Origin of the sequence: Mesorhizobium sp. 2RAF45 (assembly GCF_052115225.1) — a bacterium.
Taxonomy (GTDB): Bacteria; Pseudomonadota; Alphaproteobacteria; order Rhizobiales; family Rhizobiaceae; genus Mesorhizobium; species Mesorhizobium jarvisii.
The window spans coordinates 58,847-71,634 of sequence record NZ_JBFRGG010000006.1 but is presented as its reverse complement, the minus strand read 5'-3'; the positions used below and the strand labels follow the sequence as shown (position 1 = coordinate 71,634).

At 61.3% G+C, this 12,788-nt stretch carries 18 protein-coding genes; 8 read left to right on the top strand and 10 right to left on the bottom strand.

Features of this window, described 5'->3' with window-relative positions; all coding sequences use genetic code 11:
- Positions 1 to 73: 73 nt before the first annotated feature.
- Positions 74 to 298, bottom strand: a complete 225-nt coding sequence (locus AB4Z43_RS17960; protein ID WP_019856916.1) for a hypothetical protein — start codon at positions 296 to 298, stop codon at positions 74 to 76.
- A 96-nt stretch (positions 299 to 394) separates the two neighbouring features.
- Here AB4Z43_RS17960 and AB4Z43_RS17955 point away from each other — a divergent pair, with 96 nt between their 5' ends.
- The 3 genes from AB4Z43_RS17955 to AB4Z43_RS17945 all read left to right on the top strand — a co-directional run bounded on the left by AB4Z43_RS17955 (position 395) and on the right by AB4Z43_RS17945 (position 3,030).
- Positions 395 to 1,309, top strand: coding sequence for a LysR substrate-binding domain-containing protein (locus AB4Z43_RS17955; RefSeq protein WP_240564781.1), 915 nt, complete (start codon positions 395 to 397; stop codon positions 1,307 to 1,309).
- 85 nt (positions 1,310 to 1,394) lie between these two features.
- Positions 1,395 to 2,651, top strand: a complete 1,257-nt coding sequence (locus AB4Z43_RS17950) for an aminopeptidase (protein WP_441938639.1) — start codon at positions 1,395 to 1,397, stop codon at positions 2,649 to 2,651.
- A 22-nt stretch (positions 2,652 to 2,673) separates the two neighbouring features.
- Positions 2,674 to 3,030 carry a DUF488 domain-containing protein gene (locus tag AB4Z43_RS17945; protein WP_019856913.1) on the top strand — a complete coding sequence of 119 codons (357 nt, stop codon included), beginning with the start codon at positions 2,674 to 2,676 and terminating at the stop codon, positions 3,028 to 3,030.
- Positions 3,031 to 3,132: 102 nt separating this feature from the next.
- Here AB4Z43_RS17945 and AB4Z43_RS17940 read toward each other — a convergent pair whose 3' ends face one another.
- Complete coding sequence (locus AB4Z43_RS17940) at positions 3,133 to 3,483, bottom strand: ArsC family reductase (protein ID WP_038645325.1); 351 nt, start codon at positions 3,481 to 3,483, stop codon at positions 3,133 to 3,135.
- 99 nt (positions 3,484 to 3,582) lie between these two features.
- Here AB4Z43_RS17940 and AB4Z43_RS17935 point away from each other — a divergent pair, with 99 nt between their 5' ends.
- Positions 3,583 to 3,708: a hypothetical protein gene (locus AB4Z43_RS17935; protein ID WP_274609655.1), complete on the top strand. Its 126-nt coding sequence runs from the start codon at positions 3,583 to 3,585 to the stop codon at positions 3,706 to 3,708.
- Between the two features lie 95 nt (positions 3,709 to 3,803).
- On the opposite strand, the gene AB4Z43_RS17930 is transcribed toward AB4Z43_RS17935, so the two are convergent.
- Positions 3,804 to 4,157 carry a SnoaL-like domain-containing protein gene (locus tag AB4Z43_RS17930; protein WP_202360429.1) on the bottom strand — a complete coding sequence of 118 codons (354 nt, stop codon included), beginning with the start codon at positions 4,155 to 4,157 and terminating at the stop codon, positions 3,804 to 3,806.
- Positions 4,158 to 4,343: 186 nt separating this feature from the next.
- On the opposite strand from AB4Z43_RS17930, the gene AB4Z43_RS17925 reads away from it, so the two are divergent.
- From AB4Z43_RS17925 to AB4Z43_RS17915, 3 genes are all read left to right on the top strand, one after another.
- On the top strand, positions 4,344 to 5,048 hold the full coding sequence (locus AB4Z43_RS17925; RefSeq protein WP_019856910.1) for an SOS response-associated peptidase: 705 nt from the start codon (positions 4,344 to 4,346) through the stop codon (positions 5,046 to 5,048).
- A gap of 421 nt (positions 5,049 to 5,469) precedes the next feature.
- The gene (locus tag AB4Z43_RS17920) at positions 5,470 to 6,441 is read left to right on the top strand and encodes an IS1595 family transposase (RefSeq protein ID WP_441938638.1); all 972 of its coding nucleotides are present in this window, start codon (positions 5,470 to 5,472) and stop codon (positions 6,439 to 6,441) included.
- Positions 6,442 to 6,758: 317 nt separating this feature from the next.
- Positions 6,759 to 6,926 carry a YegP family protein gene (locus AB4Z43_RS17915; protein ID WP_441938637.1) on the top strand — a complete coding sequence of 56 codons (168 nt, stop codon included), beginning with the start codon at positions 6,759 to 6,761 and terminating at the stop codon, positions 6,924 to 6,926.
- Here the strand turns inward: AB4Z43_RS17915 and AB4Z43_RS17910 are convergent, their stop codons facing one another.
- Complete coding sequence (locus AB4Z43_RS17910; protein WP_441938636.1) at positions 6,927 to 7,082, bottom strand: hypothetical protein; 156 nt, start codon at positions 7,080 to 7,082, stop codon at positions 6,927 to 6,929.
- Between AB4Z43_RS17910 and AB4Z43_RS17905 the strand changes: the two genes are divergently transcribed.
- A complete protein-coding gene (locus tag AB4Z43_RS17905) occupies positions 7,081 to 7,575 on the top strand; it encodes a hypothetical protein (RefSeq protein ID WP_441938635.1) in 495 nt (164 codons plus the stop codon). The genes AB4Z43_RS17910 and AB4Z43_RS17905 overlap by 2 nt on opposite strands.
- Here AB4Z43_RS17905 and AB4Z43_RS17900 read toward each other — a convergent pair.
- From AB4Z43_RS17900 to AB4Z43_RS17875, 6 genes are all read right to left on the bottom strand, one after another.
- Positions 7,531 to 7,773, bottom strand: a complete 243-nt coding sequence (locus tag AB4Z43_RS17900; RefSeq protein WP_441938634.1) for a hypothetical protein — start codon at positions 7,771 to 7,773, stop codon at positions 7,531 to 7,533. The two genes, AB4Z43_RS17905 and AB4Z43_RS17900, sit on opposite strands and share 45 nt — an antisense overlap.
- Before the next feature lie 143 nt (positions 7,774 to 7,916).
- Positions 7,917 to 9,002, bottom strand: a complete 1,086-nt coding sequence (locus AB4Z43_RS17895; protein WP_069091646.1) for an ABC transporter ATP-binding protein — start codon at positions 9,000 to 9,002, stop codon at positions 7,917 to 7,919.
- Entirely contained in the window at positions 8,992 to 9,600 is a 609-nt protein-coding gene (locus AB4Z43_RS17890) for a cupin domain-containing protein (protein ID WP_019856907.1), read from the bottom strand. The genes AB4Z43_RS17895 and AB4Z43_RS17890 overlap by 11 nt, the downstream gene beginning before the upstream one ends.
- A gap of 266 nt (positions 9,601 to 9,866) precedes the next feature.
- Positions 9,867 to 10,937 carry an ABC transporter substrate-binding protein gene (locus AB4Z43_RS17885; protein ID WP_441938633.1) on the bottom strand — a complete coding sequence of 357 codons (1,071 nt, stop codon included), beginning with the start codon at positions 10,935 to 10,937 and terminating at the stop codon, positions 9,867 to 9,869.
- A gap of 25 nt (positions 10,938 to 10,962) precedes the next feature.
- The gene (locus AB4Z43_RS17880) at positions 10,963 to 11,784 is read right to left on the bottom strand and encodes an ABC transporter permease (protein ID WP_038645317.1); all 822 of its coding nucleotides are present in this window, start codon (positions 11,782 to 11,784) and stop codon (positions 10,963 to 10,965) included.
- Entirely contained in the window at positions 11,781 to 12,665 is an 885-nt protein-coding gene (locus AB4Z43_RS17875; protein ID WP_027046602.1) for an ABC transporter permease, read from the bottom strand. The genes AB4Z43_RS17880 and AB4Z43_RS17875 overlap by 4 nt, the downstream gene beginning before the upstream one ends.
- Between the last annotated feature and the right edge of the window lie 123 nt (positions 12,666 to 12,788).

The following is a 12,788-nucleotide window of genomic DNA, read 5'->3' as shown; positions in this document are numbered from 1 at the left end:
CCGTTGGGCCAGTGCGCGCGCAGAGAGGCGCGACGGGTTCGACTCCTAATTGAGCTGAAGGCGCGTCATCGGCTTAGCTGCGCCCACCCAAACCGGCATGCAACGAAGCGGTCTCGTGCACCGTTCGCCGGGCCGTCAGCCTGAACGGCACGTCGCCCAATTCACGCTCCGACATGGTGTTCAGCACGGGATGCGACAGCGGATCGGTCAGCCATGTCTGCGTGTCGTTCTGCGCGCGCGACCCGGACGGCGTGCCCATGGCGAACAGAACCTTCAGCGACGACAACAGCCTTGACATTTCCGGCTCCTCGGATCTGGCTCCCATTGATAAAGTCTGCCGTTCCCTCTCGTCATTCAATTGAGATTTCAGCCGGAACGGTTTAGAAAATCTCAAATGGCCATGCTCAACCGCGTTCATCTCAACGGCCTTCGCGCCGTAGAAACCGTAGCCCGTCTCGGCTCGCTTGCTGCGGCCGCCGGCGAGCTCAACGTTTCCGTCAGCGCCGTCAGCCAGCAGATAAGCCGCACCGAAAAGCAGCTCGGCCAGGCGCTGTTCGAGCGCACGGCAAGTGGTCTGGTGCTGACCGAGTTCGGCGCCGTCTTCGCGACCCGCCTCGGGGCTGGATTTCGCGAGCTTGCTCAGGCCGTGGCGCTGGCCGACGAAGCGAGCCAATGCACATTGGTCGTCTCGGCGGCACCGGCCTTCGCTTCGAAATGGCTGCTGCCCAGGCTGTCGCGTCACTTCGACCGCCATCCCAATGTGCTGTTGCGCATCGACGCGTCGGTGCGGCTGGCCAATCTCGACCATTCCGACGTCGACATCGCCATCCGGCTTGGCGACGGCAAATGGTCCGGCGGCCAAGCCGAACTGCTCCTGGCGCAGGAAGTGTTCCCGGTCTGCGCACCTGACATCGCCCGGAAACTGAAGTCGATCGAGGACCTTGCCCAGACCTGCGCCATTACAGACGAGCGGGCGATGATCAACTGGGAGAGCTGGTTCGCGGCAGCCGGTGTCGCGCCCGTCACCTTCCAGAAAGGCGCGCGCTTCACAGACCCGATGCTGTGCCTGGAATCGGCGATTGCCGGCCATGGCGTGATGCTGGGCTGGCAATTGCTGACAGCGGATGCGCTGGCCGACGGGCGGCTGGTGGCGCCGTTCGGCATCCGCGCCCAGAGCGGGCTCGGCTACTGGATGGTGACCGCGTCGGCCAAGACGGAGAGCCGCAAGGTCCGGGATTTCAAGGCCTGGATCAAGGAAGAGATCGAGGCGACGATGGCGCAGTTCGGATCACTCGAAAGCGCTGCTTAAGCTTGGCCCACCGCAAACCTGGTGGAAAGGATCATGGCAGCGGTCTATGTATGGGTCAGATTCCCACATCACGGCAGGCAGCATCATGACCACACATTCGCGCGGCGTTTCCGCAACGATCGACCCGGTGAAGCTCGACAGGCTGGCGGAAGTCGCCATCAAGGTCGGCCTGCAATTGCAGCCCGGCCAGGATCTCGTACTGACCTCGTCGATCGCGGCCCTGCCGCTGACCAGGCGCATCGTCGAGCATGCCTACAAGGCCGGTGCCGGTTTGGTGACGCCGATCTTCAATGACGACGAGATGACGCTGGCGCGCTACCGCTTCGGCGCCGATGCCAGCTTCGACCGCGCGGCCGGCTGGCTGTATGAAGGCATGGCGAAGGCTTTTTCCAACAATGCCGCCAGGCTTGCCGTGCGCGGCGAGGATCCGTCGCTCCTGTCGGCGCAGGACCCGGCAAAAGTGGCGCGCGCCAACAAGGCCAATTCCATGGCCTACCAGCCGGCGCTGGAAAAGATCACCGGCTTCGACATCAACTGGAACATCGTCGCATACCCGGATCTCGCCTGGGCCAAGCAGGTGTTTCCCGGAGATGCCGACGATGTCGCGGTGGCGAAACTCGCCGACGCGATCTTCGCGGCGTCGCGGGTCGACGTGGAAGACCCGATCGGCGATTGGAAGGCGCACAATGCCGCGCTGCGCGGCCGCACCGAGTGGCTCAACGGCCATAATTTCCATGCGCTGCATTTCACCGGACCGGGCACCGACCTGACGGTCGGGCTGGCGGACGGCCATGAATGGATGGGCGGTGCCTCGACCGCCAAGAACGGCATCACCTGCAATCCCAACATCCCGACCGAGGAGGTCTTCACCACGCCGCATGCCAGGCGCGTCGAGGGCCATGTCTCCTCGACCAAGCCGCTGTCCTACCAAGGCACGCTGATCGACGATATCTCCGTGCGTTTCGAAGAAGGCGGGATCGTCGAGGCCAAGGCGTCGAAAGGCGAAGATGTCTTGAAGAAAGTGCTCGACACCGACGAGGGCGCCCGCCGTCTCGGCGAGGTCGCGCTGGTGCCGCATTCCTCGCCGATCTCGGCCAGCGGCCTGTTGTTCTTCAACACGCTGTTCGACGAAAATGCCGCCTGCCACATCGCGCTCGGCCAGTGTTATTCCAAATGCTTCGTCGACGGCGCCTCGCTCAGCCAAGACGAGATCACCGCGCGCGGCGGCAACAAGAGCTTTATCCACATCGACTGGATGATCGGCTCGGACAAGATCGACATTGACGGCGTCCACAAGGACGGCAGCCGCGTGCCGGTGATGCGCAAGGGCGAGTGGGCCTGAGGGTTCGGCGTAGGGAGGTCGAATGGCTTTCGACCTGATGGTCAAGCGGATTTACGAGCCGCCCGCTGCCGATGACGGGCAGCGGGTGCTGGTCGATCGCATCTGGCCGCGAGGCGTCAGCAAGGAGCATGCCGCGCTGGCGCTGTGGCTGAAGCAGATCGCGCCGAGCGAAGCGTTGCGGAAGTGGTTCGGGCACGAGCCGGAGCGTTGGGCGGAATTTCGGAAGCGGTACGGGGCTGAGCTGGACGGGAATGGTGAGGCGGTGGCGACGCTGCGCGACCTGCTTCGCGAGGGCAAGGTGACGCTGCTCTACGGCGCGCATGATGAGGCGCACAACAATGCGGTCGCGCTGGCGGAGTATCTACGCGGTATGGGCTGAGGCGGCCGGACCTTTCTGAGGCCGGCGGGACAGCGCGCCCCCCTCTGTCCTGCCTGACATCTCCCCCACGAGGGGGGAGATCGGACGTCGCAATGCTTTCGCCTACTTCCCGACCGCCTGCTCATAAACTTCCGGCTTGAAGCCGACCAGAACCCGGTCGCCGACCTCGAGCACCGGCCGCTTGACCATCGTCGGCTTGGCCAGCATCAGCGCCTTCGCCTTCTTTTCGTCGAGACCTTGCTTGTCCTTATCCGCCAATTCACGAAATGTGGTGCTGGCCTTGTTGAGCAGCTTTTCCCAGCCAACCTTGCCGACCCAGCCATCCAGCCGCTTCGCGTCCAGCCCCTCCGCACGAAAATCGTGAAAGCGATAGGCCACGTCATGGCTCTCCAGCCAGACGCGCGCCTTCTTGACCGTGTCGCAGGTGGTGATGCCGTAAATCGCAGTCGTCAAGGCGCGTCCCTCAAGCTGACAGTCGAATCCGTCCCACAGCCTAAAACCGCCCTTCCCGCTTTGCCAGCGCCCAGGCCCGCATCGTCGGAATTTTTGGACTTGCCAGTACTAAGGATTTTCTTCCACCGCGACGACGCGACCCGCAAAAACCATGAGGAAATGGGTTTCTTCAACGGCTGGGGTACGGTGGCCGACCAGTTTGCCAAGTATGTGAAGACCATTTGAATTTGCATGGCGGCCAGGGGATTGCCCCGGACGCCATGCTCATTTTTCAAACTTGCAACGAAGAGAGCAAAGGTCGGAAAGCCTGACTTCCGGCCTCAGTAGTAAAAGCGCTCTTCGGTGATCTTGCCGTTCTTGACCGTGTAGAGGCCAACCTCATCCATCGTGACGCGCTGGCCGGTGGCCTTGGGCGTAATGTCGAACGTGAAGCGCACCGCGAACTGGTCGCCGTTGACATAAGGGCCTTCGACCGAACCACCGTGGACTTCGTGGTTTTCCTGCCACCATTGGCTTTTCTGCCCGAGGGCCTCCTTGCCGTGGCTGACGGCCATCGGCCCGTCCGTGGCTTCGTAACTGGCGATATCGTCGGCATTGTATTTTTCAGCAGCGCCATTGTGATCGCCCTGCTTGAGGAGCCCGGTGAAATCCTTGGCAATTTCCGCGATGGTCATGTGTATTCCTCCTGTTCAGACGCACTGCAATTAGGGAAGAGCCAGCCCGTCTGCCACCTGTGCCCACATGACAGCTGACAAGGCGTGTCAGGACGATCGATATAACGCGGCTCTGTGACACGAATTGCAGGAGCGCGGGCAGCGGCCTCGGTTGCAGACACAAGCCAATTCCGCAATGCTAGGTGCGTGTGCAACCTCTACAACATCACCACAACGCAAGAGGCGATCCGCCAATGGACGCGCGCATTACGCGATATCAGCGGCAACCTTGAACCTTCCGTTGACATCTATCCCAATCAACCCGGCCCGGTCGTCCGCAACACGGCAGACGGGAAGCGTGAGCTGGCGAACCTGCTTTGGGGGTTGCCGACGCCTCAAGAGCGTATGAAGGGTAAGGCCGACTACGGCACGACCAACGTTCGCAATCCACAATATTCGCACTGGCAACAGTTTGTCGGGGTCGAGCATAGATGCGTCGTACCGGTCACCAGTTTTGCCGAACCCAGCCCGACACCGAGCGACAAGGACCCGGAAACAGGCATCCAACGCAATTACTGGTTTGCCCGTGACGAAAGCCGGCCTCTGTTCTTCTTCGCCGGCTTCTGGACCCGTTGGCAGGGTGTTCGAAAGGTCAAGGACGGACCCGGCGACTTCGAGTTATTTGCCTTCATGACAACCAAGCCTAACGCCCTCATCGCGCCGATCCATGAGAAGGCTATGCCCGTAATACTGACCACTTCGGAAGAGACCGAGGCCTGGCTGACAGCACCCTGGGCAGAAGCACGGCATTTGCAGCGAACAGCGCCAGACAACGCGTTGGTCATCGTTGAGAAGCCAGCCACACAAATCAAGTTTCCGCAGCAGGCACCAGCCCAAGGGTCTCTGTTCTAGGCTGAAGGGATGGCCGCGCTCCTCATTCCTCGTCTCGCCATATCACACGGCGAACCATGCGGATTTCGACAAGGCGTCTCACACGAATTTTCAAGCGCTCAGCAGCACTCGGCAAAATTATGTCGGCATCAAGCTCGCGAAGCTTGCAGCGCTCGCACCGCATATGCCCTTCGACATCCCAAAAGGGAATGTCACCAACAAGCTTTGCAAGGTCGCCGGGCAGATAGTGCCGGGTGATGTTGCAGTGCCGGCATCGGACACGAATGAGTTGCCCCACTTCGTGCGCGAGGCATAGGGTTTGCACATTTCGGCGCGGTCGGGTGCTCAATTCCGGCATCAACTAATTTAGGAATGTCTTCCTAATTATATACGTGACAAAGTACGAGGCATTTGCTACAAACATGGCAGGGAGCACCTAGCCATGAAACTCGACAGCCCAATCTTCCAAGACGCCGACGCAGCCCGCATCCATTTGGAAGCGCATCGCTGGCCGTATGGCCCTAACTGCCCGCATTGCGGCAATGCCAATCCCGACCGTATTACCAAGATGGTAGGCAAGGCGCACCGTCCCGGCCTGTACAACTGCATGGAATGCCGTGAGCAGTTCACCGTCACTGTCGGCACCGTATTCGAGCGTTCCAAGATCGCCTTGAACAAGTGGCTTCTGGCTACGTTCCTCATGGCTTCGTCCAAGAAAGGCATGAGCGCTCACCAACTCCATCGCATGCTTGGCGTCACCTACAAGACCGCTTGGTTCATGGCGCACCGTATCCGCGAAGCCATGGCAGAAGACGTTAAGTCGGCTGGCCCGCTTGGTGGCGAGGGCAAAACCGTTGAGGCCGACGAAACCTACATTGGACGCGTCGACCGCGATTACCTTTCGCCTCAGCGCAAAGGCCAGCCGCGCTTGAAGCGCAAGATGAAGCCGAAGCGCACCGTTATTGGCCTTGTCGAGCGCGGCGGCAAAGCCCGCATGGTTCACGTCCAGCACGCCACCAAGGCCGTTGTGCGCGATATCCTGGTCCGCAATGCCGACCGCAAATCGACGCTCTACACCGACCAGTCCAAGCTCTACACCGTCACCGGCGAGGAATACGCCTCACACAAGACGACCAATCATTCCGCTGGCGAATACGTCCGCTACGAAGATGGCGCGTCGATCCATTCGAACACGATTGAGAACGTGTTCTCAGTTTTCAAGCGCGGCATGGTTGGCGTCTACCAGCATTGCGGCGAAGCCCATCTTCACCGCTACTTGTCGGAATTCGATTTCCGCTACAATCGCCGCACCGCTCTTGGTGTCACCGACACCGAGCGCCATGACCAGTTGCTTGCCATGATCGAAGGCAAGCGCCTGACCTACCGGCGGATTGGTGAAGCCGGTCTCGCCTAAGCAGAAGGCTCGAAAGCTTTTGTGGATACGCCGTCGCAACCGCGAGTGATGCGACAATTTGACTCGGTTGCAATATGCGAATCAGCTAATTCTACGCGCTTGCGTTCCGAATAAACGCGGCAAGGCGGGCGACCAGACCAAACCTCGCGGGAATTCGGGCGACTACCTCGCCCTCGCATTTGCCAAGGGCAAGGGCCGACGCGCGCCGTCTAGCATCCTCCCACGACCGCGCCGGTATTTCGATGTTCCATTCAGCGCCTTCGAAGCGATAGCTGAACAGGAACGGCTTAAACTCTTGAACAGAAGGAACTGACCGCATGCATTACCGCCTCTACAAAGATCGCATCAATCAATGGCGCTGGCGCCTCATTGCCGCGAATGGCAAGACTCTTGCTGATAGTGGCGAAAGCTACTGGAACAAGGCTGATGCGCAGCACGCCATCGATCTCGTGAAAGGATCTTACAGCGCTCCGGTTTATGAATGACTAACCATCATTCTTCGGAGTTGCCTTGGGCGGCGGCTTATGGCCGCCGCCTTTTTCTTTGGTCTTTTTGGACACCTTGTGGTCGGGCGCCGTCTTCAGCATCCGCTTCAGCGTCTCATTGAATTTCTTTTCGTCTTCAGTTTTCGAGGCATCCATGGAACCGGCCTTTATGCTCCTGCTGAGTAACGAGCAACACGCCCAGCTTGGCGAGCTTACAGCCATACTCGGTCAAGTGGACGAAATTCTGATCCGCACTGTCGCGACCCTCTTGGATATCAAGCGAACCGCAGCTAACCGGATTATGGGCTCGACCAGGGTTTCCGACAATGCGGGGATCTGGTCAGAGCTAATCCGCGCCAAAACGACCGATCTAGATATCCTGTGGCTCGTCACCCATGCCCTTACAGAAATCAACGACGTTTCTGCTGCCAGAAATGACTTCATTCATGCTTGGTTTCAGGTCACCAGACGCGCTGGTGCGTGGGCTGATGGCGTATGGAAAGAAGGTGTTTGGCGTGACGGTGTTTGGGGCGACAAAGCCGTTCTTGAGGCGCGCGCCGGGTCAAGTCTGACAAACCGCGCCCTGTCTCGGATCTGCCCGCGGTCAGGGATCAGGCTGCGCGTCTCTCCTGCCTTGTGGCTCACATAGGCCTTTTGATGACAGGAAGGCCGGCGACAGAATCGCCATGGCTCGAAAGGCTCGCGCCAACACTTCCTCCTCGACCGCCGCCGGATGAAATTCCACGTCAGGAAAAAAGGCGGAAAGCCCAGCCGAAATCATCTGAGGGGTGATCTCGATTTCCTCAATCTTTTCAGTGCCGGCCTGTCGGCATGAATCATAGGACATTTTCCCATACTTTCTCAAGTATATAATTAGGAATGTCTTCCTAGCTTAGTCAATTCCTACTTAATTCCATGGTCGTTTGTTCACATGTCGATCAGACCTGCCCCGCCCGTAACTGTGCGGCGACCTTGCGAATGTGGGTGCAACTAACTCGGCAGCATGGGGCAGTTGGCGCCACGGCGCAGGCTGACATGCGCCACGTCGCCGACGCTGAATTGAAAACCCTCTGCCTGGCGCGGCGCATCGATCACCACCGGCAACCCCTGCCCCAGTTCAGCATGCAGCCGCAAGGTACGGCCGTGGAAAACGATGCTGTTGACGCGGGCCGGCGCGGTGCCGGGCATGGCCTCGGTGGCCGCCAGCAAATCCTCCGGACGCACGCCGATGGTGCGCATTTCGCCTTCGCCGGGTGACTGGCCGGTTTCAGAAATTGCCTCCAGCGGCAAGGTGCCGGCGGTGAAACGGAGGCGCTCGCCATCGCGGCCGACAAAGCGCGACTGCAGCAGGTTCATGGTGCCGATGAAGCTCGCTACGAACTTCGTCGCAGGCCGGTCATAGAGCGTCGCCGGCGGCGCGATCTGCTCGATGCGGCCCTTGTTCATGACGACGATGCGATCTGAGATCGACAGCGCCTCGGTCTGGTCATGGGTGACCATGACAAAGGTCGTGCCGAGCCGCGATTGCAGCCGCTTCAACTCGACCTGCATCTGTTCGCGCAGATGCGCATCGAGCGCCGACAGCGGCTCGTCGAGCAAGAGCACGCGCGGCTCGCAGACGATGGCGCGAGCAAGTGCCACGCGCTGGCGCTGGCCGCCCGACAATTCGGAGACACGGGCGCGAAGCTTGTCGGCGAGACCGACCATGTCCAGCGCTTCGCCGACCCGCTTTGCCTGCTCGATTCCCGACAACTTGCGCAATGACAGGCCAAAGCCGACATTCTCGGCGACATCCATATGCGGAAACAGCGCGTAGTCCTGGAACACGGTGTTGACAGGCCGGTCGAAGGGCCGAAGCGCCGTGATGTCGCGGCCGTCGAGTAAGACCTTTCCGCTCGACGGGCTTTCGAAGCCGGCGATGACGCGCAGGCTGGTGGTCTTGCCGCAGCCGGACGGCCCGAGCAGCGTGATGAACTCGCCGCTGATAATGTCGAGATCGACGGCATCGAGCCCGACGATGCCGCCCGGGAAAACCTTGGAGACCGCCTGCAGCCGGACGAGTGGATCAGGCGCCATCGCGAACCTCGGAAGGCTTCGTGGTGTTGACCCACAGGATCTGGCATTGCTCGGCGCCGGGATTGCGGAAGGCATGCAACAGCGTGCTCTTGAAGGCAAAGCTGTCGCCGGTCTTCAGCCCGTATTTTGTCGAGTCCACCACCAGTTCGACCTCGCCCGAAAGCACATAGCCGAATTCATGGCCGGCATGGGCATAGGCTTCCGCCGTGCCGCCTCCGGCCTCCACCGTCACCAGCATGCCGGTGAGCGTCGCACCCGGCGGCGATAGCAGCGCCTTGGCGATGCCTTCCGACTTGACGGGAATGGAGCGCCGCTTGTCGGCGCGCACGCAATAGAGATCGTTGACGGCCTCGTCGCCATCGGCGATCAGCGCCGAAGGCTCGATGTCGAGGGCGGCGGCGAGCGGCCAGATCACCTTGACGCGCAGCGAGGACATGCCGCGCTCGATCTGGCTCAGCGCGCCGATCGACACGCCGGCTTTTGCCGCCAGTTCGGCCAGCGACAGGCGCCGCTCCAGCCGCAGCGCCCGCACACGGCGCCCGACGCGAACATCGGCATCGTCCTTGGGTTTCTCGGCGGCCTCGTCGACTATGTCCATGCGTCGATCCTTGTTGCGTCTAAGGCCAGCACCAGACGACGGCCGGCCTCGGGATTGAATTCGTACTTTACCGGGCGTTGGCGCCGCCCCTCACCTGCCCGTATAGTGACGGGGAGAGGGACACTCTTATCGCCGGTTTCGCCAATCACCAGCGTCGCAAGGGACTCGCCAGCATTGCGCCCGGCTCCTTCTCCCCGTCACTATACGGGGAGAAGTGCCCGGCAGGGCGATGAGGGGCAGCGCCAGCTTCCGAAATTAACCACCGATCACCCGCCAGCCTTCACCTTCTCGAACATCTTGGCCACATCGTCGTTCTGCTTCATCGGCCCTGTGAAGATGGTGCTCTTCAGCGTCACCTCGGGATCGGACGGCAGCTGCAGTTTCTCCAGTTCCTCCTTCGTGACGCCGGCGAAGGCGGTGCTCAGCGAACTGCCATAGCCATAGGACTGAATGAGATATTTGCCCGAATCGGCATCCAGCCGGCTGTTGATGAAATCATAGGCGAGATCGACATTCTTGGCGTCCTTCAGCATCACGAAGCCGCAGGCCCAGGTCAGCATGCCTTCCTTCGGATTCATGAATTCGACCGGCACGCCCTGCTTCTTGAGCGAGGTGGCCGAGGCGTTCCAGGTCATTGCGGCGACCAGTTGGCCGCTGGCAAGCGCCTGCTCGACCGACGTCATGTCGGTGGTGTAACTCGACAGCAGCGGCCGCTGTTCGCGCAGCTTTGCCGCAACCTTGTCCATCTGCTCGGGCGTCATGTCGAACGGATTGACGCCGGCCAGAAGCGCGGCGACGATCGGCGTGTCGTGCACGGCGTCGATGGTCGCCATGCGGCCGGCATATTGTTTGTCCCAGAGCAGGTTCCAGCTTGCCTCGGGGTTCTTCACCAAATCGGTGCGGTAGAGGATGGAAGTGTTGCCCCAGTCCCACGGCACCATCCACACCTTGCCATCGCCGGCCTGCAGGTCGGGCAGGTTCTTGAACACCGGGAAGATCGAATCCCAGTTCTTGATGCGCTTGGTGTCGATCGGCTGCAGCAGGCCTTCCTTGTTCCAGCGCGCCACCTTGTCGTAGCAGGGGTGCGCGATGTCGGGCCGGAAGCCGGCCTTGACCTTGGTGAAGGCATCGTCGTCATCGCCAAAGATCGAGGCCTCGACGCCATCGGGATGCGCGGCGAGGAAGCTCTTGTTGAAATCGGGCAATTCGTAACCCGACCAGGTGAAATATTGCAGCTTTTCGGCGGCCAGCGCCACGGTCGAAGACAGTGCCAGCGCCAGCGCGGCGAGGCCGGCGCGCGCCTTGTGTCCGGTTATCGATGTCAGGTGGAATGTCATTTTCGTTCTCCTCTCATTGTTATGGTCAGGCTGGATTGCGGCGCGTGGCACCGAGCCCGCGATGGCGCAAGATCTCGGCGGTGCCGGCGATAATGAAGGATGTGGCCAGGATCACCGTCCCCAGCGCCATGACGGTCGGCAACGAGCGGGGGAAGCGCAGCTGGCTCCAGATATAGAGCGGCAGGGTCGGCTCGGTGCCGGCAAGGAAGAAGACGACGATGAATTCGTCGAAGGAGATCAGGAAGGCCAGCATGAAGGCCGACAGCACGGCGGGCAGGCTGAGCGGCAGCATGACCCGCCGGAACGTCGTCCAGTCGGAGGCGCCGAGGTCGAGCGCCGCCTCGCGAACCGTCCTGGGGATGGCGGCGAAACGGCTGCGCATGACGACGACGGTCGTGGGCAAAGCCACCAGTATGTGGCCGAGCACGATGGCGATGCGCGACGGCCCAAGGCCGATGAGGTTGATCAGGATCAGCAACGATATGCCAACGATGACGCCGGGGATCAGGATCGGCAGGCGGGCTATGGCGCTTATGGTGGCGGCAAGCGGCGAGCGGCCGTAAAGGTCCATATAGGAAACGGTGATGCCGCACAGTGTTGCACCGGAAGCGGCGACAGTGGCGATGACGAGGCTGTTCACGAGCGCGCCCGACAGCGCCGGATTGCCGTAGAGCGTCTCGTACCATTGCAGCGTGAACCCCTGGAGCGGAAACGCCGCCTGGATGGAATCGTTGAAGGAAAACAGCGGGATCAGCAGGACCGGCAGATATAGGAACACCAGATAGGCAAGCACGTAGAGGCCGAGCCAGCGGCCATCCCGATTCGTCCCGGCCCGGTCCACTCTCATGTGCGGCTGCCAAATCTGCGGTCGGCGTTGCGCGCGACCAGCACCACGACGAGGATGACCAGCATGACGCAGACCGAAAGGGCGGCGCCGAACGGCCAGTCATTGGCCTTGCCGAACTGCGACTGGATCAGCGTGCCGATCATGGTGCTGGCCGGGCCGCCGACCATGGCCGGCGTGACATAGTCGCCGACTGTCGGCACGAAGACGACGAGCGCGGCCGCCAGCACGCCCGGCATCGAATTCGGCAGCACGACGCGGCGGAAAGCGGTGAACGGCCGCGCGCCGAGGTCGGAGGCAGCCTCGAGCAGCGATTTCGGGATGGTGTCCAGCGCCACGTAGATCGGCAGGATGGCGAAGGGCGCATAGGCGTGAGCCAGCGTGACGACCACAGCGGCTGGCGTGTTGAGAAATGCCAGTGTCGGCTCCGACCAGATGCCGCTTTCGATCAGCGCCGAGTTCAGGACGCCATTGTAGGCGAGTACGATCTTCCAGGCGAAGACGCGCAGGAGATAGCTGGTCCAGAACGGCAGCGTCACCAGGAACAACAGCAGGCCGCGCCGGCGCCCGGCATGGAAGGCAAGATAGTAGGCGACGGGATAGGCGGTGGCGACGGTTGCCAGCGTCACCAGGCCGGCGATGACCAACGAGCGCAGCGTCACCGTCCAGTAGAGCGGATCGGTGGCCACGGTGACGAAATTATCGACGGTCAGCCCAACGCCGAGGAGCGAGCCGTCATTGCCGCGAAAGGCAAGGAACAGCACCAGGCCAAGCGCGAACAGGATCAGCAGGAAAGTGACCAGCGCCCCTGGCAACAGCATGGCGAGCCGGAAGCCCGATGAAGACCGGGCCTTTGGCGCTTGTGCTGCAACTAAGGCCGACATCGACCAGCTCACCAAATTTGAAATTGGCTAACAATTTTTCATATTCGTGAAACTGTCAAGCAGAATCCGGCTTTCCTGAATTGGTCGTCATCAACGCTCCGGCGACTGCCGGAACGCTGCGCT